Genomic DNA, 23,211 nt, shown 5'->3' on the forward strand with positions numbered 1-23,211 from the left:
GAGCTAAGCATGATAAAAAGTGTAATGCCGTGTTGAGCGGGTGAAACTTACAGAGGCTCGACATAAGTGACCTGTATCTGAACATTTAGCCTCTTTGCAAAAGAGAAAACATATCGTTGATCCCCATCATCAAAAGTTCTTCTCGCACCAGTCTGATCAGTCCTATGTTCTCCCTCGTCTAATTTCAGAAAGCCGAAGCCTTCCTCATTACGTTCGTATATGCCTGTAAAGGGAAAATATCGTTATAAAAGTGATTTGGTTTTGCTCATCAGAAACGGCAAACTCAGGAACCAAGATCTTCCCATTTTAAAATGTCTATTGTCGTCATCTTTAAACTTAATTATCAGCAAGTTAATACGTTAACTTCACAGATATAATGAGCCTTTATTTTAATTATTAACATCCTCATTAACCACATATTTTATGTGGTTAATGAGGTCGTCGATCAGAAAAGCATATTTGATGTATTTGAAAGAATTCTTTTGCCCGGTTTCGAAAAATACAGGTTACGTTGCTCGTCATGCATGGAGCTACCTTTGCGAAGGTAAAGTTTTAACGAATGTCACCTTTTTGAACAGAGTAGGGCGGTGTCAAAAACTGAGCGTTAAGGTGAAGGGTTGTTCAATCTGAAAAAATGTAGATTCACTGCCAATACAGGCCGTTAACTTTGCGTCTTGCGTTGTCTCTTTTTGTATATCGCTCTCAAATATTTATGAATCACTTTTCCCCGTTATTCACAGGCTAGATCCAATCAGTCGATCCTATATAGATCATATATAGATCCTAAATAGATCCCCGTACCTTGGCAGCCCTTGCTGTATAAGGCCTTTAAGGGCTTCTATAACCACTATGGAGAGAAGATTAACCACTATAGGTAGTGAAACAACCACTGTAGCGAGTGTTACTAACCGCGCTGGAGAGTAGATGAAAACCACTATAGCGAGTAACTGTGCTTTTATCCTGTGCTTAACTTCTGGCTACGAAATGAACGAAATAACCCATCGCGGTTGAGCCTTGCAGTGAAGGATATTGAATTCGAAGAAAGTATGATGAAGATATGCACAGTTCATGGTAACTATTTGAGCGAGTTATCTAATGGGTAGATCCAATAACAGATCCTCATAAGATCCCCATGTGCAGCCATCCCTTGCCCTGCCTGCTCTGAAAGGGGATCACTATCCACTGTAGTGAGTAAAGCAACCACTATAGCGAGGAAATAAACCACTGTAGTAAGTAGCCTAACCGCTACAGTGAGTGCTAGTATCCACTATAACCAGTAACGGCGATTATTAATTGTTCATATCACGGAATTTCCGATGCCGAAAAAAGAACAAGAAAACAATATGATAGCGGAAGCGTTTAGCGAAACTGACAAGCGAACCGGTGAAGTTATCAACCTCACACCCAATAGTAACAACACAGTTCAGCCCGTTGCCCTGATGAGACTGGGTTTATTTGTCCCTACGCTGAAATCCACGGCTCGAGGTCAAAAGAATCAACTCTCTTCAATGGACGTTACTGATGAGCTAAAACAGCTGTCGATCGTCAAATCTGAAGGCTATGAGAATATAAAGATCCTTGGTGCCCGGCTGGATATGGATAACGATTTCAAAACTTGGGTCGGTATCATTCATGCCTTTGCCAAATATAAGGTTCTGGGAGACAGCGTAACGCTTCCTTTCGTCGATTTCGCCAAGTTATGTGGCATACCCTCTGTGCGCTCCTCTGCGAAGCTCAGAGACCGTTTAGATTCGTCCTTGAAGCGTATTGCCACTAACACCATCTCTTTTTCAAACAAAGAGGGTGATACTTACATCACTCACCTTGTTCAGTCAGCAAAATACAGCGTCAAAAACGACAGTGTAACCTTGCAGGCAGATCCCAAAATCTTCGAGCTCTATCAGTTCGATAAAAAAGTCCTTCTTCAGCTAAGGGCCATCAATGAACTCTCTCGTAAAGAGTCTGCACAGGCGCTCTACACTTTTATTGAAAGCCTTCCTACCGATCCAGCACCAATATCGATGGCACGCTTACGCGCCAGACTTAATCTCACCTCACGTGCTATTACGCAAAATGCCACGGTCAGAAAGGCGATGTTGCAGCTTAAAGAGATTGGTTACCTGGATTACACAGAGCTAAAGCGTGGCAATACGGTTTACTTTGCCGTGCATTATCGCCGGCCAAAACTCAGGCCTGCAGACCTGCCGTTAAGCCTGCCTGATATTCATGATGATGAGCTTGATAACGAGCCGGACGTGAATGAGAAGGGCGGAGAGATGGTGATGCTTTCACGTGAAGAGATGGCGCTGCTTGAGAAAATCAGAAAGGGCAAAAAGAGTTAGCGCTTTCTGCAGAGAGTAAGCAATGCAAAAGCTATCCATTGTAGCGAGAGTAAGAAGGCTCACTAACCACTGTGATGAGTATTTTTGATCTCTTATCAAGTAACCGCTATAGCGAGTAACCAACCACTGTAACGAGGTATTTTACTCTTCATAGTGGTTATTCTTTTAAACCGCCCTGGTAACTACTAACCTGCCAAGCCATGTCATTACTCATGTTAGTAATCACTAACATGACAACAACCACGCATTCATTCTGTAATTTCTCACTATAGCGGTTAGCTTGTTAGGGCAGTAACTTCACTCGCTACAGTGGTTATACTCGTTTTTATACTCCCTACAGTGGTTATCCAGGCAAACATTGCTCATCATGACTACCGCATGAGCAGGTTTACTCGCTACAGTGGATAGTTAGCGAGCCCAGATGCCGCTATTTACTCGCTATAGTGGATAGCCTCTTTAGATTACTCGCTACAGTGGTTATACATAGCGATCTTCTCGCTACAGTGGTTATTGCAGAGAATCGGTCTGTATATCTTTGAGTTGCATAGCCATATGTTCCTTAGTGATCAGTACTGGCCGGATCATCCCCTTTGCTTACGCACTTCTCAGGCCTACACAGTAAGAGATAAGCTTTCAGTAATAAACTCATGCGATTCATTGCTCAAAAAGCCGATTAGCCGCTCAAAAACTCATGACAGAAGTGGTAAAACGGAAAGGAGTAAGTCGAGGATCAATTAGTACGCATTCTCCTTGAGATCTGCATTTAGCGGGTCTTCTAATCGAATTTTAGGTGAGGAGCGGACTTAGTATTCAACTTGGAGTACCCTGTTAAGCAAGCTAGCCAGCTAACAATCAAATGTAAGATTATCTCTTTATAACAGGTGACATCGGTAATGGCTCTGATCCCAAAAAACTACACGCGGCTGGAAAATGGTTACCGCGAAAAAGCATTGAAAATCTATCCGTGGGTTTGTGGACGCTGCGCGCGCGAGTTTGTTTATTCAAACCTCCGCGAATTAACGGTACACCATATTGATCACGACCATACCAATAACCCGGAAGACGGCAGTAACTGGGAGTTATTGTGTCTGTATTGTCATGATCATGAACACTCGAAGTACACTGAAGCTGATCAGTACGGGACAAGCGTTGTGGCGGGGGAGGACGCGCAAAATGATGTTGATGCAGCAACCTATAATCCCTTTGCCGATTTAAAGTCGATGCTGAACAAGAAGAAATAAGGTTTGATATGTCCGCTGTTGGCACCAAACTGCCTCAGACGGCTATGAGCGAAGAAGAAACATTGAGAAAGCAGTGAGCCAACGCGATGCGCATCTTTTGAGTCCCCAATCTAAACCGTCAACGGAAGCTCATAATGAGCCATCCGTTTTTTATCGGCTGGATATCTGACTTAATCAATTATCTCTTTGAACGCTTTAATACAGGTGTTTCAGTTGGTTATTCTGAACGCCTGTTTTAACAAGATACTGCCTGTACTGTCAGCATAATCTGTTCAAGGATTAGATACCTCCATCAGTGAAAAATGCCGGTCTTTATTGACGGATTCTCCGTTTCGCAACTTCATTACAGACGCTAATGGTGTTAGATAATTCAGCGTTGCATGTAGCCGACGTTCGTTGTTGTGCTGCCGCCAATCATAAATGATGTCAGACACGTGTTGTTGCGTCAGGCTGGCCGCTTTCGGGTACAGCAGCGAAAGCCGCTCAGTGGCAAGTCACTTGCGACGTGTGCGTTTATGGCTTGGCCGCTGAGATGATAAACGACATGCTTCGGATTTGCGTAATGGTCCTCACGCCGCCTAAGTTGTCGAAGGCATAGCTAACCGAGACGCCTGCGTGCTAGCGCCAATTCAGTTATGCGGGTAGATAAATAAGCACCAGCGTCCAGGTGCTGTGACTTATAGCGACATGTTAACAGGGCCAAATCTGTCAGCTTGCAGACATGACGCTGCAACAGAACCGTCGCATTACACATTACACGCCTCTCGCTTTTGATCTGTCGTCAGTACTCTTGCCCTAAAGCCACTTGAGGCATCTGCTTATCCAGTAGGGTTCTGGCAAGCAGCCACTTCAGGCGGGCATTCTCTTCTTCACGAGCCTTTAGGCGTTTAACTTCGACACTTCCATCCCGCCAGGTTTATTACGCCAGGCGTAGAAGATGGATCTGAGGTGGTATGTTTACAGCAAAGCCTGCAGGCAGAAACCCCGGTTTCGGCTTCATGAAGATCTGTTCCTCGGAAAACGTTTTTCCAAAGGATGCCCTCACGTGATTGATGATGACATGGCCAGCATCGCGGTGTGCTAACCAACGGAGCGCAGGACAAGCCTTATGCGTGTTCTGATCCTGTCATTCAGCAACATGCATTTTATTCAACAAGACCAGCATAAGTGGCAGATTTTACGCTGAGGGAGACGTCCATCACACCCCAACAGTTAGCCGCTCTACACCCTATGGACTCCAGCTTTAAATCATTTCGATCAGGGTTTCTGCCACAATGCCTTTGCTTACCGCACCCCTAATCATGAATAAGACTCATGTTTAATGAAATTAAATCACTTTTACTCACTCAATGAGTCAGGCATAAAATATGCTCTGTAATTAACTATAGATAATATAAAGGCTACTGAATGAGAAAACCACAAATGAAATTTAGGACATGCTGAAAAGCAATGAAAAAATCAGGTTTTTTTATCTCAGAGTTTAGGATGCCAGATTACAATGAATAAAGAATTTACTTTTACTATTAAAAGCATTCGTTTCGACGAGAATTATAACCCCTCCGAAAGTACGCGCATCACTACTAATTTTGCTAATTTGGCTAGAGGTGAGAAACGCCAAGAGAACTTGCGTAACGCCTTAGTGATGATTGACAATCGGTTCAACGCATTGGCGCATTGGGATAACCCCAAAGGCGATCGTTATTCTGTCGAGCTTGAAATTATATCCGCTGAGTTGAATGTTGATGCTGACGGCAACGGTGATGCCTTCCCAGTTATTGAAATACTGAAAACAAATATCGTTGATAAAAAAACCAACGAACGCATTGATGGTATTTTAGGCAATAATTTCTCCTCTTACGTACGTGATTATGACTTCAGCGTACTACTCCCAGAGCACAATAATAATCAATCCAAATTTAGCACGCCGAAGAGTTTTGGCGTTTTGCATGGTAATATCTTTAAAAGATTCATTGGTTCAAAGGCTTACAAAGATAACTTCAATAAAACACCTGTTATATGCCTAAGTGTTTCAAGCAAAAATACCTATCATCGAACAGGTAATGAGCATCCTGTATTGGGCGTCGAATATCAGCAGAATGAATCTTCTTTAACTGACCAATATTTTACGAAAATGGGGTTGCAGGCTCGCTATTTTATGCCGCCAAATAGTGTTGCGCCTTTGGCATTTTATTTTGTTGATGATTTACTCAGCGATTACACGAATCTTGAGCTTATCAGTACCATCAGCACGATGGAGACTTTTCAAAAGATTTATCGACCTGAGATTTACAATGCTAATTCTGCAGCAGGAAAATACTACCAACCAAACCTGAATCATCAGGATTATTCTATAACGCAGATTGTTTATGATCGAGAAGAACGTAGCCAATTAGCTGTTGAGCAGGGAAAGTTTACTGAGAAGCACTTCATCAAACCTTACCAAACTATTCTTGAGCAATGGTCTGCTAATTCCGTTCTTTGATTAATCAAATACAAGGTCATCTATTATGAAAAAGTTACTTCCCACTTCGACTGCTGGCAGTTTACCTAAACCTTCCTGGCTTGCTCAACCTGAGACACTTTGGTCTCCCTGGAAATTACAAGATCAGGAATTAATTGAGGGCAAACAAGATGCCCTGCGTTTGTGCCTGGAAGATCAACAACAGGCAGGTATTGATATTGTTAGTGATGGCGAGCAGACGCGACAGCATTTCGTTACTACGTTTATTGAGCATCTCGACGGCGTTGATTTTGAAAAACGTGAGATCGTTAAAATTCGTAATCGCTACGATGCGAGTGTACCGACCGTCGTGGGTGCCGTGTCTCGCCAAAAGCCCGTTTTTGTTGAAGATGCCAAGTATTTACGTCAGCAAACCAAGCAACCCATTAAATGGGCCCTACCAGGTCCCATGACTATGATAGATACGCTCTACGATAGTCACTATAAAAGCCGCGAAAAACTTGCCTGGGAATTCGCCAAAATTCTTAATCAAGAAGCCAAAGAGTTAGAGGCTGCTGGTGTCGATATTATCCAATTTGATGAGCCCGCATTTAACGTTTTTTTTGATGAGGTAAATGATTGGGGTATTGCCGCTTTAGAAAGAGCAATTGAAGGGCTTAATTGCGAAACTGCCGTACATATTTGCTACGGTTATGGCATTAAAGCCAATACAGATTGGAAAAAGACGCTGGGAACAGAGTGGAGACAATATGAAGAGATTTTTCCTAAACTGCAAAAATCGAATATCGATATAATATCATTGGAATGTCAAAACTCTCATGTACCAATGGAACTCATTGAACTCATTCGAGGTAAAAAAGTCATGGTTGGGGCCATAGATGTGGCAACCAATACCATTGAAACACCAGAGGAAGTTGCCAATACTTTGCGAAAAGCACTTCAGTTTGTCGACGCCGATAAGCTCTACCCTTGCACCAACTGTGGCATGACGCCTTTATCTCGTCGAGTAGCAAGAGGCAAGCTAAATGCTTTAAGTGCTGGTGCAGACATCGTCCGAAGAGAACTGTTGGCTAAATAACTTCGCCAAATTTTATATCCCTACTCAGTCCGGGTTGAGCAATGAGATCAATCATCAACTATCCCAAACCATCATTCGGACTGAGCGATGATGCTCATCGCAGCAATCATTGATAAGAACGATAACGATTGAGTAAAGACGCTAAACAGACTTTTACCGTGTCTCGGCCATGGTTTTCTACTGATTGGCCTCTATTGCATGTCATTATTCATCGCTGTCATTAACTACTTGTGTTCTACCAGAAGTAAAAATAACGAGAAATTTTTCATTATGGAATAACGGGTTATTTAAGATCATGTTTTATATGACTGCATGTCTTTTTTTAGGTGTGTCCTCTTTAAATTTTTCGCGAATGTATTTTACCTAAGACGTTTATAAAGGTAATGGCGCAGCCTTGGATGAAAATGAAGCTACTACGCCATTTTTGAGCGAGCTCAACCTTTTAATTTTCTCAACAAAGGCGGCATGCCGCTGAATTGCTGAATTGTGGCCATCAGCCTGACCGTCATAGTTATATGTCTATGAATGATAGTGGTAATATCAATATGTTAGTGTTATCCCCAATCGTTGCCTATTACCTGAAATCACTGTGTTCTGACAGAGTAAAGGGTAACGCATTTTTCTGTTCCACTTGTAAATCTATTTATCACCCTTCTCTCTATAATCTTAGCTGACTTCCTAAAATAAAGTCTGCTTCCTGTAATGTTACATCTAGTCCCGCTGAAGGGGTAAATGTCAGCTCACCAAATATTACCTTGCTATTTAGAAGGTAAAAGTCAGCTCGGACAAACTTAAAGTCAGAAGCTAATTTTGCAGCATACTCTTTCATTTTATTAAAACCATCAGGCATTTTTGGGAAACGTTTTTTATTTATTAATTCAATGGTATCCTCGAAAGGTAAAGGGTTCCAGTTCATATCAAAATAGTAAAATTTAGGTATTCCTTTTTCTCGCCCTATACATACCATTACCGCGTATGGTTTTCCATTAAAACAGTAAAATTTGTAATCATCAGGAAAGCCACCGCTTTCATTTTCAATATACTTCTCGCACAGAATTTTCCTTTCTATTTTTTTATACTGGGGCTCAATAAAAAGGTTAGAAAAATCTTGTCTTAACCATTTATTTAGTTGTCTGTTTGTCTTTTCAATGTCTATTGATGATTTATTATCACATATTATATTATAACCGGCTCCATGGTTGCATTTTAGTGCAAACTTTTCAGGTAATGTATTATAATCAATGCTTTGTGGGTTATCGTATACGCCGTATAAGTCATTAAGGATTTCATCACACCCTTTAGATGAAACATACTCCCTAACTTTATATTTATCAGCGCACATGGTGTAAATATCACCATTCAGTTCGTTGAACTTAAGCCACTGTATTTTTTCGTTAAAATTGGTGGGGTTTGTTAAGTTAAGTTTTTTCTTAAACTTAATATAGTAATGAGCTTTAGCACAAAACTTTGGAGAGATATTAGCATAGATGTTTAAAGCTGATTTTACTGTGTGTTTTATCATTTTCATTTAAATTATCTCGTTTTGAAAATGTTAAGATGCATTTTGATGATTGTTTTATTTCTGAAGAAATAATTAAGTAAAGTGCAAGAGAGTATCTCTACAGTTAAAAAACAATATGCAGCACCATTAATCCCGAATGAACTAATCATTACCCAGGATAATGGTATCGTTAATATACAGCATAAGATCATTTTTTTAGCCAGGTAACTATACCCAGACTCTTTTATCATATATCTATAACAAATTGTCCCTAATGAAGAGAACATTGTGCCAATGATTATTATGGGGATAATGTTAACCGAATCCATGTAATTATCGCCATAGAGTAAATGTATAAAATAACCTCCAAAAAGATAGAATCCACCTAAAGCAATAAGTGATAATAGAATCACGATTCTGTTTATTTTAATGAGTAATTTCTCAACGGTTATTTCATTCTTCTCACTATAAATCTTTGAGAAAAAACTGGTTACTAATGACAATACAATAAACGACCAAGCACCTCCTATTGTTAACGCTACGCTATAAATTCCCAGATAAGAGTAAGACATTATCTTAGTTAAAAAAATGCTGGATATCTGAGTGTATATATCTGCTGATAAGCTTGATAAGATTAAAGCACCACCAGCGTATAACATGTGACGATTATATATGCCAGCCACCTTACTGTTTTCTTTTATTTTTGTTGTGTATTTAAAATAAATGAAGCGCATAATGTAAGGTATGAGAGGGATAATGATAATAGGTATTGTAAAGTAGTGAACCGGCATTTTAAAATGAGCAATATAATATCTAATTAATAGGGCGAGAGATAACCCAATTACATTCGTAATTGTATTTATTTTGGATTTTAATTGAGTGTTGTTGTAAATGGAAAAAAAGTCCATCACAATATAGTATGTGGCAATGCAGTTGGCCAAGCCAAATAAAAATACAATTAAATCAGTAAAGAAATAGAGATAAATTAAAACTGAGCCTGATGATACGAGAAAGAAAATACGCCGTAGATTTTGAGTGTGTATCGCCATTGCGATTCCAGACTTTGTATTTTCACTCATGCGTTTAAATATAATATTCTGACCACCAAACCATGATAGCGTTTGTACAAAAATAAAAATAGATGTCGAAATATTTATTTTGCCAAAGTTTTCTGGCCCAATGTACTTTGCCATAAGCGAATTAATATATATCAAGCCGATTATATTAACTGACTTTTCTAGCATAATCCATATCGCGTTAGAGTACATTTTATTTCTCACGTAAACATAGTTTTTTGATGTCTGTAAATTTAATCTATGATTTTTTGGATAGAGTGGTCCTTTGTTATGAACAATTTCTTTATTTATTTCTAGGGTTTTCTTTTTATCTAAATAACCATTCGCGTCATTTTGTTGAGTTGTTAGTGTGAATGCTTATATAAAAATAGGAAAGTTTTTTTTGAATGAATCAGATTAGTGGCAGTATTTTATAAATAATGATTCCACTTATTTTTAGTGTTTTATGGGCAGGTAATGCGATAAATGGAATGGCGATCACAGGTTTTGCGTTGGGTGTCACCAGCATGAAGTCACATGCATTTATCATAGAAAAGCGAATGAGCAAGCGCATCATCAACGGCCTGTTAAATTTATGCACGGGGGCTGCTTATTTTTAGTATTATTACCAGTGTCATCTAAAGTATTCGTCAGGAGCAATGCCAATACACGGAGGAATAATTCGTACGACGATGGCCCTGTTGGCCTGTAATAAACACGCCTGTCACGTCGCCTCTCGCCTTTGCTGTTATGCCTCATCCCACTATTTGATTAAACAGGGTACATCGGAGCATTACAGTAAGCGGGTGTTAATTCAAATGTTCAGACCAGTAATTTCGATGACCCTTCAGCATTGAAGAACAGGAAACTGAAATATTGCCATTCTCGTCTTTGATAATGAATGGAAGTAAAGCAATAGTCTGAATGATCGGCTTAGGTATAGGGATGATTTCGAGTTTTATGGCCTAGCCATGGCGGGGACGAGGCGAGCTGACTCCGATAATTTCTGCGTTTACCGCGGAGCGGCAAACATTACCGTCCTGTGGCCTTAGCGCTAGCCTTCTAATCCTGGGTACGTGCTTTTCTGGATAGGTTTTTTTGTTCCTGCTTAAAGAGGATGATCTGCGCCCATAAATTAACTCAGCATGGTGTTAGCAAGGACCACTTCTGGCATAAAGCAGGAAATAAGGAACGTTGTCTGACCGCTATGAGCGAAAAGCGGACCTGAGGCTCACGGTATGTTGAGCGATGCAAGTCATTCTGTTCATGTGTTAGAAGCTTAGCTCTAATCCAATGCTGGTCGCTCCGACAAGTTCGGAAATGCCAGGAGACGGGTAATCCTTCAACAGTTATCACTGTCAGCAGGGGTTTTGTATGCTCATCGTATAGTCTGGACTTAAGCAGTTGCGTCATACTGTGAAGGCACATCATAAAGCGTATCCGTAAAATTTCCTTTTCTTCCTTGCGGAGCCAGTCAGACAAAGGCATTAACAGAAACGCCATGAGATCTTCAGGGCTGTAGCTGGTATTGACTTCCCCAGATAACCAGCCCGTGTTTCATCGGTTCCGGATAGAAATTGAAAAAATAAATTCCTGCCTGCGAAATTTCCAGCCGCTAGGCTGATACTGCCGCGAATCATTCAAGAGGGTAATCTTCATGCTCAAAACGCTAGAAGCACGGGCACCCTTTAGACTGGAAAACCCGTGCTTACGCAACGGGTGTCTTTCTCCTAATTCACTTTTTCTTATAAACATCTGCAGTAGCATGCATCTTGTTTTTGGTATTGCCGGATGTCAGGACGTAAATATCTCCGCCTTTCTTATCGGCAAGTTCAGAAAGCTCAGTCTTTGCATCGGCTGCACTGGTCTCACCTGATGTTGAAATGCTGCCAACCTTTTCATATTGCCCCTGCACCTTTTCAAAATCATTTTTCGGCATCATTTCTGCCGCAAATGAGCTAAATGAAAAAACGCACACGGCTATAGCGTAAATGTATATTTTCATCTGAGAACTCTCCCGTCTGGTTTAGTATGAAGTTAATATTAATTACAAGGATAAATATATAGTCAGCTCCAGACTTTTGCCTTAGGCATTAAATTTATTTTTCCTTTTTGTGATGAGTGATTTCTTCAGGGCATATGAGGTACTGCTTAAAAGTAGATTCGTCGCAAATAACCTCAGTAAAAGAAGAACGTCTTTAGGGGATTAGCCAGCATTGAATGAGGTTATATATTTTAGAGTGCTAAAGGTTATAGGTTTTTAGAACTTTCAGAAGAAATAAATTTAAAATAAAGACAGGTTGAGTTAAATTTTTCGGCGCATGACTGTTGCTTTCTTAAATTCACTGTGGGTTATTGTTTTAATGGCGTGATATTTATTAGGGTTGCGGCATGATAGGTATCTTAACATTCGTAATGAATTTAACTGGCAATGCATTATCAATCATTTCCCGGGGGGGAAGATGATTATTCCACAGAAGCTCGATTGAAAGTTGAGCGCTATTAGAATTTTTAACGCTCTCAGGTTGTTCTTCGAAAGTGGCAGAAACCAGTCAGTATTCAGGTTTATGAGCTTCTTCCTGTGACAGCCGTTGTTGCGGGGACAATGACCGGAAAACGCTCACAGCGCACTTATCTGTTTATCGAAGCCGTATTGCCAGACGTCACAACGAATTAGCCGGTCATTAAAGTAGTCAGAAAAGCGTACGGTGGTAAAGTTTCTACCAGTCAGTCTCAGATAAGCAGGGATGACTTAAAAAGTGCAATCGATGTCATGGTTGCTGATGTCGTAGATTTTCCGGGAAAATAAATACGGAGAGGGCAGTCTGGCTTATGCTGAATCATATCTGGAGATTCACATGGCCTTTTCTGAAGAGAGTTGTCTGTTAGCTAAAAATCCACTCTGAAAATAGTGGTTAATATTTATCGCGTAACAGCACGTTATTGATGTTTGAAATGAGCCTTGCTGCGACCTGTTACGCTTTCGTCAAAACAGAGTAGCCGATTTCTGCCTGCCTCGCATCGACCGGTAGTTTAACCATAAGGGCTGCTGGACAATATCTATTATCTTCTAACAGGCATTAAATATGAGGACGCAGCGAGCCGATATGCCACGCTGAGATGACCGCCTGCCCGGAATATTTCGTCGCAGTTATGTCTACGATCTTATTCCGTCAAAAAAACAGAGCTGATTTGTATAACACATCGACTGACTGCGTTCAGAGTTAAGATTTTTTTTACGAATAAGCCCGGTTGGATAGGTCGTATCGGCCCGGTAAGAAGTTCCTGCGCTTTTTTAGATCCGCTGATACACGTCGTTTTAAGAGCCAGAAGCAGGGATTTCGCTGTTCACAACCTCAGGCCCGACATCAGGTCGGTAAAATCAGCTTGGATCCATTCGACTCGGGCTTGGTAGCGATTTTTCTAACCGGAAAAGCATTCCCTTTCTTCATAGTCATCTTATGTGATTGAAAAAATTGTCAGCTGAGCTTGCTCCTATTACTGGGGATAGAGGCAAGAGCATTTTCACAATAGACTCAATGAATAAGGACAGATCGCTGTGGGACGACGGGCTTCAGTCCGCCCATTCCAGCGCCGCCAGCTCGTGAGGCTAAACCCTACTTTCCGACAGGCGGGCAGCAGACGTTATGGCTTTACGTAGCCACCGGATCAGTTGCGCGCGTTCGTGAGCGGTATGCCTCCAATCTGACCTTCGCCTTGAACTCCGCGCTGTGCAGTTTCCGCTTCTTTGCTTCCGTCATTTCCTGTCGTCCTGCGTTGAGGACAATGAGCGTAAACTGCTGTCTCACATCGTTGCTCCACTATACTGACCATTGCAGTAGTAACTTACATACGAGGCTGCGCACGGTTAATTACCGGGTGCTAACCTTACCCATGACCATCAGGAGAGCAAAATGCAAAAGAGTAAAACCTTGAAAGCCCTGCTAGCCGTAACGGTAGTGGCAGCTATGTTCAGCTCTGTCGGCGTGCAAGCCCAGACACCGACGAGCGCCGCGCAGAATGGTGCCGCTGGCCAGACCGGATCGCGCACCATGCTCAGCTCCGACGACGTAAAAGCGTTGAAGGACATGGCGCAAGCTAATATTAATGAAATCGCCGCCGCCAAAATCGCGCTGAGCAAGGCCCAAAGCAGTGAAGTCAAAGCATTCGCTAAGCAGATGGTCGACGACCACGGCGCTGCCTTGACCAAAGTACAGACGGTTGCCCAGCAAAAGGGTGTAGCACTGCCGACTGAGCCAGACGCCAAGCACAAGGCTATGGCCACCGAGCTGGAAAAGCAGAGCGGCGGCGCATTTGACAAAATGTATATGGAAAACGCCGGCACTAAGGACCACAAGATGGTGCTATCGACGCTGCAGAGTGACTCCAGGAAGATCAAGGATCCGGATGTGAAGGCCCTGGCCGACGCGCACACGCCAGTTGTTGAGCAGCACCTAAAGTCCGCCCAACAGATGTCGATGTAAGCAAAGCCAGTAAATAGATCGTTCGATGGGCAAAAGGTGTTGCGACGTGTATTACCCTTTGTTCAAAGTGATGCCGAAAGTCACAGCGGTGATGTTACTGATGACAGTGCTGAATAACGGGGACGACTTTTACTGTAAATGTGCCGATCGATGCTCGCCCATGTGCATTACAAGCTGACACTTACTCTACATGTGGGCGGCTACAATTGCCCGGAAACAGCCGTTCGATAAGGCTGCATAGTGCAAACATTGACAACGTCCGCTTCGGGCACAAAGCAGCCGGACGCGGACGCACCTTCCATTGTGAGCGAGGATCGGACTCGCAAGCCTTAATGTGAGATGTCGAAATAGGCGGATTAAATCCCTCAGTGACCGCGAACGGTCAATCCTACAAGTCGGATAACAATCGGACGTACAACGAGTATGCAAACAAAGGCCGCTGGCATAGCAACCTGATAAGCATTCATCACATTTGTCATGTAATGCGGCCCCCTTCCAAATTCAGCCAGAGTGATGACCAAACTCATCAGAAACGCCATGATGGTTGCCATATAAAGAGCAAATATGTAGGGCGAAGCGTGCTTGGGTAAGCGGAATTTTGCTGTTTTTTTAGTGATTGAATGAGTCATCAAGTTGTCCCTTTTAACAAAGATTAGCGAAACAGCGACTAACCTAACAACCTAACGAGGACGAGGGTAGAGCGGTTATGCTTTAATCATTACTAAGTAAAAGTAACGAATCAAGCATTGGGGATGATATGGACGTGTTAGGGCTGATTAGCACTTTTATCCGCGTGGTGGAGAACGGCAGTATTGCAGCGGCGGCACGCGCTAAAGGCATGAGCCCAGCGGCAGTTAGCCAGAGCCTTTCTCGGCTTGAGACCCATTTGGGTGTGCGCCTGATTTCGCGCACCACACGTAGCATGACACTCACCGAAAATGGTAAGCGTTATTTCGAGAAAGTACGCCATATTCCCCATGATATCGAAATCGCCTCGCAGGCTGCAGCGTTTGAAACCAAACCGCAGGGTCCTCTTTGTATCGCTACTACGGCTGCATTTGGTCGTTACGTTCTCGCTCCACTGATGCCCGCTTTTCAAAACGCTTTTCCTGATATTAATATCGAATTGATTAGTACCGATCGCAACGTCGACCATCGGTTGGAAGGCGTCGACGTCAGTATCCGCATTGAGGCACAGCTGAACGATCAACTGATTGCCAGGAAAATCGCATCGTTACCGTTTATCTTCTGTGCGGCCCCTGCTTATCTGAACCATGCGGGCATCCCTCAAACTCCCGAAGAACTTAGCCAGCACGCCTGTCTGGTTTTCCGCTATCCCACAGATGGTCGTTTTCTACCCTGGACTTTTATGATCAATGGCCAACCAGTTAACGCGAAACTCAACCCCATGTTCATTAGTGACGATATTGATATCATTGCAAAAATAGCGGCAAACGGAGGAGGCGTTGCTCGACTGGCAAGCTTTGTTGCTCAGCCGTTGATAAACAGTGGTCAACTCATGCCTTTGTTCTGCTCAGGCCACCGTAGTGAGAGCAAAATAGAGTCTTTACCGATGAATATTTATGCCTGCGTCAACGAACGTTCGGCACTTAATTCAAAGGTCCGAGCCTTTATTGAGTTTTTAGAAAGGGCGATGTAGGGCGAGGCACAGTTGTTTTATGCAGAACCAAAAACTGAGTGCTTTTAAGACAAACGATCAACGGTAAGTTCAGCGGGTTACGCATGGCTATCTTTAAAAAAGGTGGCCGAGCATGACCGATTGAACACACAGCATAATACTGGCTATTAGCGAAAAGCGGACGTATGAAGGACAGATCAGGACAAGAGATGTCGAGAGTATAGAATTAATTAATCCTGTCTGGTAATCATTATGTTGATGAGATTAAAGCACTTCTGCATAAGGCGGATATATGGATTTTTATTGCAGTAAAGAATTCACTGGCTTAAAAGCCTGGGACTCTCAACATGTTGCCAGCTTCGATAATATCAGCGTAAAACTTCACTGGACCGATCAACCTTACAAATGGCATATCAATGACGGACAAGAGGTTTTTGCTGTTATGGATGGTTGTGTTGAAATGTTTTACAAAGAAAATGGGGAAATTAAAAGCAGGGAGCTGAAAACAGGAGATATTTTTTATGCAAGTGAAGGGACAGAACACATTGCTCATCCGCAAGGAATAGCACGCGTTCTTGTTATTGAAAAAGAAGGATCAATCTAATCCTAATTTCAAATAACCGGTTTAAGCGATTTGATCTGTCACGTACCAGGGAGGTACTGGGTTATCAGCCAGCCGATAATGCCTTGCAGGCGTTTAAGCCGTGTTCACTTCTAAACTGACATCAACAGATGTCATATATGGCCGGGGCCAGGCCAGTTGTAGGATGCAGGTTTCATTAAAGATCATGGGTAAATCAGCCGATAAACGTAGACTACTCCTTCTGACCTTGTATTCGTCATAGAGAATTTCCCGCTCATTTCTGCGGGCAAAATGGCACCGTAGAAGTGCTGTTGATCAAGCTACAGTGTCAGCCACCGCTCATGACTGACATTCGCGAAATTGAGAACCTCTTACCGACGCACTTCCCAAGTTTCTGAGGCAGCAATTACGGCGATCAAAAGGTCGGTGATGACCAGTATCGAGCTTGTTCAGTATTGTCAGCAAACAACGGATCCGACCACCATGAACACTGTGATCAAACCTACCCTTTCCGCCGTTTGGTCTATGGACGCACAAGGCATATGCATCGCCAGTCAGGAAAGCCCTGCGGGTCTAATGCCCGCACTGAAAGGCGTCACGCTAAGTGCATGGCTGAAGCTCGCACAGGCTGATGATGATGCGAAGATCGCGCAGCAACTTACTGCGGCATTGGAATTTGTGACACCTTTTCATCTCGAAGTGCCGATCCATTGTCTGGATGGGACGACGCGGCGTGTGATTGTTTCAGGCCTGCCGGATTGCCAACCTAGTGCTTCTCATCTGCAGTACAGCGGCTTCATTGTTGATATAACCGGGCAGCGCAAAGCACTTGAAGACGCGCTGCGCACGGCGGCGGAATACCGTTTGTTGATTGAAAACAGCACCGACCTGATCGCCCATTGCGACACGGACGGCAGATACGTGTCGATCTCGCCTTCTTATAGCAAAATGATAGGCTGGTCAGCCGATGAGATGACTGGCCAACGGGTCGTAGATTTCCTGCATCCCGACGACCGCGCATCCGCCACGGATGTACTGGTACATCTCTTCAATGGTGGCGTGCGGGCGGACGTAGTGGAGGTGCGCAAGCAACATCGCGATGGGCACTACATTACACTTGGCACCAAGGCCTGCGGCGTCAGCGATCCTTCCACAGGCAACAACATCGGTGCCGTGTTGATTTCGCGCGACATTACGCGTGACAAAGAAAAGATCCAGAAACTTGAGAAACTGGCCACCCACGATACGTTGACCGGGTTGCCTAACCGAGCCTGGATCAATGACCAGGTTAGCTGCATGCTCTCGCAGGGCGAAGATCTGGCATACACGACAGTCCTGTTTATCGATCTGAATGGGTTCAAAGCTGTCAATGATTCGATGGGACACGCGACTGGGGATGCCTTGCTGCAGCAGGTAAGCGAACGGCTACAATGCTGCATGCGCCCGGGCGACTCTGTGGCACGCCTGGGCGGAGACGAGTTTGTGGTCGCAGCGAAGTGCAGCGATCGCGAGGCGGCGTCCATAATCGCCCAGCGCCTCATTGACAGCCTGAAAGAGCCATTTTCTATCAATAGTCTGGAAGTGCGGATCGGAGCGGCGATTGGCATCAGCCTTGCACGGTTTGGGACGACATCGGCCAAGATGTTATTTGAAAATGCCGATAAGGCGATGTATCAAGCGAAAGCATGCCGTGATAGTTCATATCAGTTTTTTGAGCCCACAACGCGGCCGTTACGTGATTAGGATAGCCGGCTTCGCTTTCTGCCCTTGTCTGTAATTCATCAGGGTGTCGTTTACCCTAATGCCCGTTCGGCGCATTACCGTAGAGCGCTTCAGCGCATATTTCCCGCCTCAGAAAGATGCACTGAATTTCGCAAATGAATCCTGCGCTTAAGCATAGCTAAGCAAAAAATGTATAAGAAATGACGTTAGAAGCTTCTCAGACATTCGCTATTGGCACAAAGCCGTCTTACGCGAGCAAAAGCGGATATTCTGTCTGCGATCTTAATTACAAAGCTAACGGATGCCGGTATGAAAGATCACCCGAACACCAACTCTATCTTTTTTAGGTAGTTGCAGTGCAAATCGTTATGTAGTGAAATACATAGCGATAAGAATACTGAAAGAGGGGTTCAATGAATCTGTATATGTTTTACATCGGTGGAAACGCCGGTAAATCTAATATTGAAGTGCATGACATCCAGTTTGTTGCAGCCAAAGAACCAAAAGATGCTTGGCCTGCTCTGCGGGAAGCATGGTTTGGTGATAGTGATAAAATTCATATTGACGGCTACAGCCGTATTACTTGGGCTGATGGATATTCCGTCAAGCTCTCTGCTGAACCATCGCAATTTACGAAAAAGTTATTTTTCGTAAACGCAGGCGGTTACAGACCTGACAGGCTAGCAGAGTTACATGAATTCGATTTATTTGTCTCTGAAAATGCACAAGGTGCCAAAGAGAAAGCACTACAAACGTTGCTCTGTGGCGTCGATCATCAACATAAAGATAATTTGAAAGATGTTGACGATTGTTTGTTACTTGAAAAAGTAGGGGGGTTATTTATTCATCTGGCTCCCTGCGATTCAGGAAGTCGTGATCAACCCGAATGGCAGGGCTATCAACCGATAGGTATCTGACATTGTAAAGACGGTCTTGCCGACTTAGGGTGAGGCTTGTCCCCGCCTTTAGTTTGGCACAAAGCGGGTACTAGTCCGAGTCTGCTATGAGCGAGAAGCGGTCGCACAATAAATCTATCTTTGCGCGACGCGCCGCTACGTATATCGCAATCTATCGATTAACTGAGAAGATTGCAGTTTCAGTTTGGCAACGCACCTGCCCAGATCTCTGGACGCCGTCCACGCCAAGGGTGCGCACGTTCAATCTGACCGGCAAGACTGAGTAGTGCATGCTCGCAGTTGTATCCTGCGAAGAACTGCATCCCGATTGGCAGATGGTTTGATTCGCAGAAACCCAGTGGAATCGACATGGCTGGCGTTCCGCACACGTTAGCCAGCGCTGTGAAGGGCGTCTGGCTGAAAACATGATGTAGCCAATCGCGGCCATCCATTTTATCCTGACCGCGATTGAAGGCACCCAACTTCGCAGGAACGTCAGGCAAAGTCGGGGTCAGCAACATATCGTATTCCCCAAAAAATGCCCCCATCTTTCGCGTAACGGTGTTTCTCATGTGCATTGCCCCAACAAGCTCAGTTGCCTTAAGTTCATGACCGAGTTTCCAGAGGGCAAGGTTAGAAGGTTCGAGGGTTTCGGTATTGATGGGTTTATTGTTCATTGAAGCCAGCGCATCGATCCAGCCTGCTGAGTTTGCCGCCCAGAAACACGCATTCATTTCCACAAATGCATCCCAGCTCAGCCCAATGTCTGGCATGACTTCTTCCACCTGATGGCCCAGTGCCAGCAGCAGCTTGACGGTTTGTTCAACTGCAGACACGACTTCCGGTGTGCTTCGTTTACCGTTAAGAGGATGAGTTAAAACGCCAATTTTGAGATTGCCCGGGTCGCTCTCAACGCTTGTGACTAATCCAGGCGTGGAGCGGTCAATGTTAAAGGGATCTCCTGGCATATTTCCCTGAACGGCTTCCAAAAGCGCAGCGCTATCGCGTACCGAGCGGGTGACAAAACCATGCACGGCGAGTCCCGACCAGATTTCGTCAACATCAGGTCCCATACTGATCCGGCCCCGGCTGGATTTTAATCCAAACAGGCCGTTTGCTGATGCCGGGATACGAATAGAGCCACCGCCATCTGTAGCATGTGCAGCAGGAACGATACCGGAAACGACGGCAACAGCGGAACCGCCACTCGATCCACCGGCACTAAAATCACTATTCCATGGATTTCGTGTACCGCCATTAAACAGGGGTTCGGTAGTAATACTGGCAGCTAACTCAGGCGTGGTGGTTCGCCCCATAAGAACCAAGCCTGCCTGCCTCATTTTTACGGTCAGATGGGAGTCATGAGGCGAAACCATGCCAGCTGCGAGACGGCTACCGAGCTCATTGAGGCGCCCGGCGACGGAAATACCCAGATCTTTAACCAGCATCGGCACGCCAGCCATTGGCCCCGCTTGATTGTATTTTTCACCTTCCCAGCATTCTATAACAGCGTGAACATCAGGGTTTACGGCCTGATAAGCCCGCATGGCTGCGGATGATACTTCGGCAGGGCTAACTTCTTTTTTATTGATCAGCTCAGCAAGACCGATGGCATCAAAAGATGTGTAGTCAGATAAGTTCATAAACGTTCCGGTGTTTTGAGTAAGACAGATAAGCCCATGTAGGGTATACTTGGTGGTATCTTTTGATACCGATCGGTATCGTATGATACCAGTCGGTATCATTGCAACCAGGAATTTACGATGCCCAGAGCCAATGAGCCACGCCTGCCTCCCCGAGATCGCATTCTTCAGGCGGCCGAAGCACTTTTTTATCAGGAAGGAATAGTTCGCGTTACCGTTGATGCCATTGCAGAAAAAGCGCAGTCAACGAAGATGACGCTGTATCGTCATTTTGAATCCAAGGAAGTGCTGGTATCGGAGTGGATCGGGTTGTTAATCGAAGATTACAGCCACGTTTTAGACCAATTGGCGGAAAGTCATGCTGATAGTGCGGCTGAACAAATTAGCGGGTTCGTACGTTTTGTTATCGACAATCTCTCTGGCACGTCCCAGCGAGGGTGCCCTTTTACCAACACGTTGGCAGAGATAGGTGATCAGTATGCTGATGTACGCGCACTGATAATCAGTCATAAAAAAAGGCAATATCAGCGGCTGGAGGCTTTATGTACCAAGGCTGGTGCAAATGCCCCTGATTCTCTGGCAAAAGAGATAACGCTCATTCTTGAGGGGATTCAAGTGGTTGCTCAAAATGCAAGCTTCGAGAAGTCTTCAGAATTCACCCTCAATATTATTGAAAGCAAGCTCGCTCTGCTTAAATGATCTGTTTTAGAGGCCCCTGAAGGTAAACCCGTTTGCGGTGAGTATGCCTTACTTGTGGCCTGAATGTGTTGAATCACTGAATCACTGAATCGCTATGTCCGCTGCTGGCAAAAGGTAGCCTGATGGGGTGGCTCAGATCGCTATGAGCGAGAAGCGGACCGACAAGTCATGCCGTAAACCCCTAATAAATTCAATCTCAAATCTTGCTGCTCAACGTGGCTATAGAGTGAAATGTCGCATACTGACGTAGGGAAAAGATTATTTCAGAGATATTCTGCGACGTTCCTCAATCCTTCCTTTTTTACCCACCTTAGCCTTTTTCTGCCCCTAAGCCTTATATGAACCTTGTCACAAAACAGGCATGAAGTTTTTAGCCTTCATCAAACAATATTGCCCGGAGTGAAACTGTTAATATCCCGTTACAGCTTATCCATCATAATTGTTAACGTTGATTCATGCACCAAACGCATCAATTCATGATTTTATTGCGCTTATTTACTTTATTTTCCTGATCCAGTCTGCAGCTACAGGCGCTGTAAAAGCGTCAATGACAAACTGGAGATAAAAATGCATTCCTCTAACGCACCCATGACAACTTGGGCAAGAACCAGCGCGATACTGCGTGTGACCTCTGGCAACTTTCTAGAGCAGTTTGATTTTTTCCTGTTCGGATTTTATGCCACCTACATCGCACATACATTCTTTCCGGCCAGCAGTGAATTTGCCTCGCTGATGATGACTTTCGCCGTCTTTGGTGCGGGCTTTCTGATGCGTCCTATCGGCGCAATCGTGCTGGGTGCGTACATTGATAAAGTCGGCAGGCGTAAAGGTCTGATTGTTACCCTGTCGATCATGGCCGCAGGGACCTTCCTGATTGTCCTGCTCCCGTCCTATCAAACGATTGGCTTCTGGGCGCCGTTGTTGGTGCTGGGAGGGCGTTTATTGCAAGGTTTCTCCGCGGGTGCAGAGCTGGGCGGCGTATCTGTTTACCTGGCAGAGATTGCCACGCCAGGCCGTAAAGGCTTCTACACCAGCTGGCAGTCTGGCAGCCAGCAAGTGGCCATTATGGTAGCTGCTGCCATGGGCTTCGCACTGAATGCCATCATGGAAGAAAGCGCCATTCGCGAGTGGGGCTGGCGACTGCCTTTCCTGTTCGGCTGCCTGATTGTACCTTTCATTTTTTTCCTGCGCCGCAAACTGGAAGAGACCGAAGAGTTCACCGCGCGCCGTAATCACCTGGCGATGCGCGACGCGTTTAAAACCCTTTTAGCAAACTGGCAGGTAGTTATTGCCGGTATGTTAATGGTCGCCATGACCACCACCGCATTTTATCTGATCACCGTGTATGCTCCGACGTTCGGTAAGAAAGTGTTGATGCTCAGCGCCTCTGACAGTCTGCTGGTGACCTTACTGGTTGCGATATCTAACTTCCTCTGGTTACCGGTAGGTGGTGCCCTGTCAGATCGTTATGGCCGTAAGCCGGTCTTGGTTGCCATGGCATTGCTGGCCCTCATCACGGCATATCCGGCGCTTAGCCTGCTTGCTAAAGCACCGAGCTTTTCCATGATGCTGATGGTACTGCTGTGGCTGTCCTTCCTCTACGGCCTCTATAACGGCGCTATGATCCCGGCATTAACGGAGATCATGCCAACAGAGGTCCGGGTTGCTGGTTTCTCTCTGGCCTACAGTCTGGCAACTGCTGTGTTTGGCGGATTTACGCCGGTTATTTCCACTGCACTGATTGAGTACACCGGCGATAAAGCCTCACCCGGCTATTGGATGAGCTTTGCTGCTGTATGTGCTCTCTTGGCGACGTTTTATTTGTACCGTCGCAGCGCGTTATCACTTCAAACTGCCCGTTGAGTCA

At 44.5% G+C, this 23,211-nt stretch carries 16 protein-coding genes and 1 pseudogene; 11 read left to right on the forward strand and 6 right to left on the reverse strand.

Features of this window, described 5'->3' with window-relative positions:
* Window positions 1-1,316 precede the first annotated feature (1,316 nt).
* Both ACF2G4_RS20910 and yajD read left to right on the forward strand, forming a co-directional pair.
* Window positions 1,317-2,342: a RepB family plasmid replication initiator protein gene (locus ACF2G4_RS20910; protein WP_243079598.1), complete on the forward strand. Its 1,026-nt coding sequence runs from the start codon at window positions 1,317-1,319 to the stop codon at window positions 2,340-2,342.
* Between the two features lie 893 nt (window positions 2,343-3,235).
* On the forward strand, window positions 3,236-3,583 hold the full coding sequence (gene yajD, locus ACF2G4_RS20915; protein ID WP_243079597.1) for an HNH nuclease YajD: 348 nt from the start codon (window positions 3,236-3,238) through the stop codon (window positions 3,581-3,583).
* Between the two features lie 497 nt (window positions 3,584-4,080).
* Here yajD and ACF2G4_RS20920 read toward each other — a convergent pair.
* Window positions 4,081-4,620, reverse strand: a pseudogene (locus ACF2G4_RS20920) (transposase); the annotation flags it as partial.
* 461 nt (window positions 4,621-5,081) lie between these two features.
* On the opposite strand from ACF2G4_RS20920, the gene ACF2G4_RS20925 reads away from it, so the two are divergent.
* Both ACF2G4_RS20925 and ACF2G4_RS20930 read left to right on the forward strand, forming a co-directional pair.
* The gene (locus tag ACF2G4_RS20925) at window positions 5,082-6,065 is read left to right on the forward strand and encodes a DUF1852 domain-containing protein (RefSeq protein WP_409076372.1); all 984 of its coding nucleotides are present in this window, start codon (window positions 5,082-5,084) and stop codon (window positions 6,063-6,065) included.
* A gap of 25 nt (window positions 6,066-6,090) precedes the next feature.
* Window positions 6,091-7,122: a methionine synthase gene (locus ACF2G4_RS20930; protein ID WP_243079596.1), complete on the forward strand. Its 1,032-nt coding sequence runs from the start codon at window positions 6,091-6,093 to the stop codon at window positions 7,120-7,122.
* Window positions 7,123-7,780: 658 nt separating this feature from the next.
* Here the strand turns inward: ACF2G4_RS20930 and ACF2G4_RS20935 are convergent.
* From ACF2G4_RS20935 to yahO, 3 genes are all read right to left on the reverse strand, one after another.
* A complete protein-coding gene (locus tag ACF2G4_RS20935; protein ID WP_215844953.1) occupies window positions 7,781-8,650 on the reverse strand; it encodes an ATP-grasp fold amidoligase family protein in 870 nt (289 codons plus the stop codon).
* A gap of 5 nt (window positions 8,651-8,655) precedes the next feature.
* Window positions 8,656-9,891, reverse strand: a complete 1,236-nt coding sequence (locus ACF2G4_RS20940; RefSeq protein WP_409076373.1) for an oligosaccharide flippase family protein — start codon at window positions 9,889-9,891, stop codon at window positions 8,656-8,658.
* Between the two features lie 1,522 nt (window positions 9,892-11,413).
* Complete coding sequence (yahO, locus tag ACF2G4_RS20945; RefSeq protein ID WP_409076374.1) at window positions 11,414-11,683, reverse strand: DUF1471 family periplasmic protein YahO; 270 nt, start codon at window positions 11,681-11,683, stop codon at window positions 11,414-11,416.
* A gap of 1,909 nt (window positions 11,684-13,592) precedes the next feature.
* On the opposite strand from yahO, the gene ACF2G4_RS20950 reads away from it, so the two are divergent.
* Complete coding sequence (locus ACF2G4_RS20950) at window positions 13,593-14,162, forward strand: DUF4142 domain-containing protein (RefSeq protein WP_215844955.1); 570 nt, start codon at window positions 13,593-13,595, stop codon at window positions 14,160-14,162.
* 365 nt (window positions 14,163-14,527) lie between these two features.
* On the opposite strand, the gene ACF2G4_RS20955 is transcribed toward ACF2G4_RS20950, so the two are convergent.
* A complete protein-coding gene (locus ACF2G4_RS20955; RefSeq protein ID WP_243079591.1) occupies window positions 14,528-14,791 on the reverse strand; it encodes a DUF2798 domain-containing protein in 264 nt (87 codons plus the stop codon).
* A gap of 128 nt (window positions 14,792-14,919) precedes the next feature.
* Here ACF2G4_RS20955 and ACF2G4_RS20960 point away from each other — a divergent pair, with 128 nt between their 5' ends.
* From ACF2G4_RS20960 to ACF2G4_RS20975, 4 genes are all read left to right on the forward strand, one after another.
* Complete coding sequence (locus ACF2G4_RS20960) at window positions 14,920-15,822, forward strand: LysR family transcriptional regulator (protein WP_409076375.1); 903 nt, start codon at window positions 14,920-14,922, stop codon at window positions 15,820-15,822.
* Between the two features lie 271 nt (window positions 15,823-16,093).
* Window positions 16,094-16,405 (forward strand): cupin, encoded by a 312-nt coding sequence (locus ACF2G4_RS20965; protein ID WP_215844958.1) that lies wholly within the window; start codon window positions 16,094-16,096, stop codon window positions 16,403-16,405.
* A gap of 462 nt (window positions 16,406-16,867) precedes the next feature.
* The gene (locus ACF2G4_RS20970; protein ID WP_409076441.1) at window positions 16,868-18,127 is read left to right on the forward strand and encodes a diguanylate cyclase domain-containing protein; all 1,260 of its coding nucleotides are present in this window, start codon (window positions 16,868-16,870) and stop codon (window positions 18,125-18,127) included.
* Window positions 18,128-18,519: 392 nt separating this feature from the next.
* A complete protein-coding gene (locus tag ACF2G4_RS20975) occupies window positions 18,520-19,023 on the forward strand; it encodes a DUF1543 domain-containing protein (protein ID WP_409076376.1) in 504 nt (167 codons plus the stop codon).
* 179 nt (window positions 19,024-19,202) lie between these two features.
* Here ACF2G4_RS20975 and ACF2G4_RS20980 read toward each other — a convergent pair whose 3' ends face one another.
* Window positions 19,203-20,645, reverse strand: a complete 1,443-nt coding sequence (locus ACF2G4_RS20980; RefSeq protein WP_409076377.1) for an amidase — start codon at window positions 20,643-20,645, stop codon at window positions 19,203-19,205.
* Window positions 20,646-20,765: 120 nt separating this feature from the next.
* Between ACF2G4_RS20980 and ACF2G4_RS20985 the strand changes: the two genes are divergently transcribed.
* Window positions 20,766-21,344, forward strand: coding sequence for a TetR/AcrR family transcriptional regulator (locus ACF2G4_RS20985; protein ID WP_409076378.1), 579 nt, complete (start codon window positions 20,766-20,768; stop codon window positions 21,342-21,344).
* A gap of 567 nt (window positions 21,345-21,911) precedes the next feature.
* Entirely contained in the window at window positions 21,912-23,207 is a 1,296-nt protein-coding gene (locus tag ACF2G4_RS20990; RefSeq protein WP_409076379.1) for an MFS transporter, read from the forward strand.
* Window positions 23,208-23,211 lie beyond the last annotated feature (4 nt).

The organism is Pantoea phytostimulans (assembly GCF_046118715.1).
Lineage (GTDB): Bacteria > Pseudomonadota > Gammaproteobacteria > Enterobacterales > Enterobacteriaceae > Pantoea > Pantoea phytostimulans.

Excerpts from the sequence above, each read along its gene's own strand:
- ACF2G4_RS20910 (WP_243079598.1), top strand. The coding sequence starts at position 1,317 with ATGCCGAAAAAAGAACAAGAAAACAATATGATAGCGGAAGCGTTTAGC.
- yajD (WP_243079597.1), top strand. The coding sequence starts at position 3,236 with ATGGCTCTGATCCCAAAAAACTACACGCGGCTGGAAAATGGTTACCGC.
- ACF2G4_RS20925 (WP_409076372.1), top strand. The coding sequence starts at position 5,082 with ATGAATAAAGAATTTACTTTTACTATTAAAAGCATTCGTTTCGACGAG.
- ACF2G4_RS20930 (WP_243079596.1), top strand. The coding sequence starts at position 6,091 with ATGAAAAAGTTACTTCCCACTTCGACTGCTGGCAGTTTACCTAAACCT.
- ACF2G4_RS20935 (WP_215844953.1), bottom strand. The coding sequence starts at position 8,650 with ATGAAAATGATAAAACACACAGTAAAATCAGCTTTAAACATCTATGCT.
- ACF2G4_RS20940 (WP_409076373.1), bottom strand. The coding sequence starts at position 9,891 with ATGTACTCTAACGCGATATGGATTATGCTAGAAAAGTCAGTTAATATA.
- yahO (WP_409076374.1), bottom strand. The coding sequence starts at position 11,683 with ATGAAAATATACATTTACGCTATAGCCGTGTGCGTTTTTTCATTTAGC.
- ACF2G4_RS20950 (WP_215844955.1), top strand. The coding sequence starts at position 13,593 with ATGCAAAAGAGTAAAACCTTGAAAGCCCTGCTAGCCGTAACGGTAGTG.
- ACF2G4_RS20955 (WP_243079591.1), bottom strand. The coding sequence starts at position 14,791 with ATGACTCATTCAATCACTAAAAAAACAGCAAAATTCCGCTTACCCAAG.
- ACF2G4_RS20960 (WP_409076375.1), top strand. The coding sequence starts at position 14,920 with ATGGACGTGTTAGGGCTGATTAGCACTTTTATCCGCGTGGTGGAGAAC.
- ACF2G4_RS20965 (WP_215844958.1), top strand. The coding sequence starts at position 16,094 with ATGGATTTTTATTGCAGTAAAGAATTCACTGGCTTAAAAGCCTGGGAC.
- ACF2G4_RS20970 (WP_409076441.1), top strand. The coding sequence starts at position 16,868 with ATGAACACTGTGATCAAACCTACCCTTTCCGCCGTTTGGTCTATGGAC.
- ACF2G4_RS20975 (WP_409076376.1), top strand. The coding sequence starts at position 18,520 with ATGAATCTGTATATGTTTTACATCGGTGGAAACGCCGGTAAATCTAAT.
- ACF2G4_RS20980 (WP_409076377.1), bottom strand. The coding sequence starts at position 20,645 with ATGAACTTATCTGACTACACATCTTTTGATGCCATCGGTCTTGCTGAG.
- ACF2G4_RS20985 (WP_409076378.1), top strand. The coding sequence starts at position 20,766 with ATGCCCAGAGCCAATGAGCCACGCCTGCCTCCCCGAGATCGCATTCTT.
- ACF2G4_RS20990 (WP_409076379.1), top strand. The coding sequence starts at position 21,912 with ATGCATTCCTCTAACGCACCCATGACAACTTGGGCAAGAACCAGCGCG.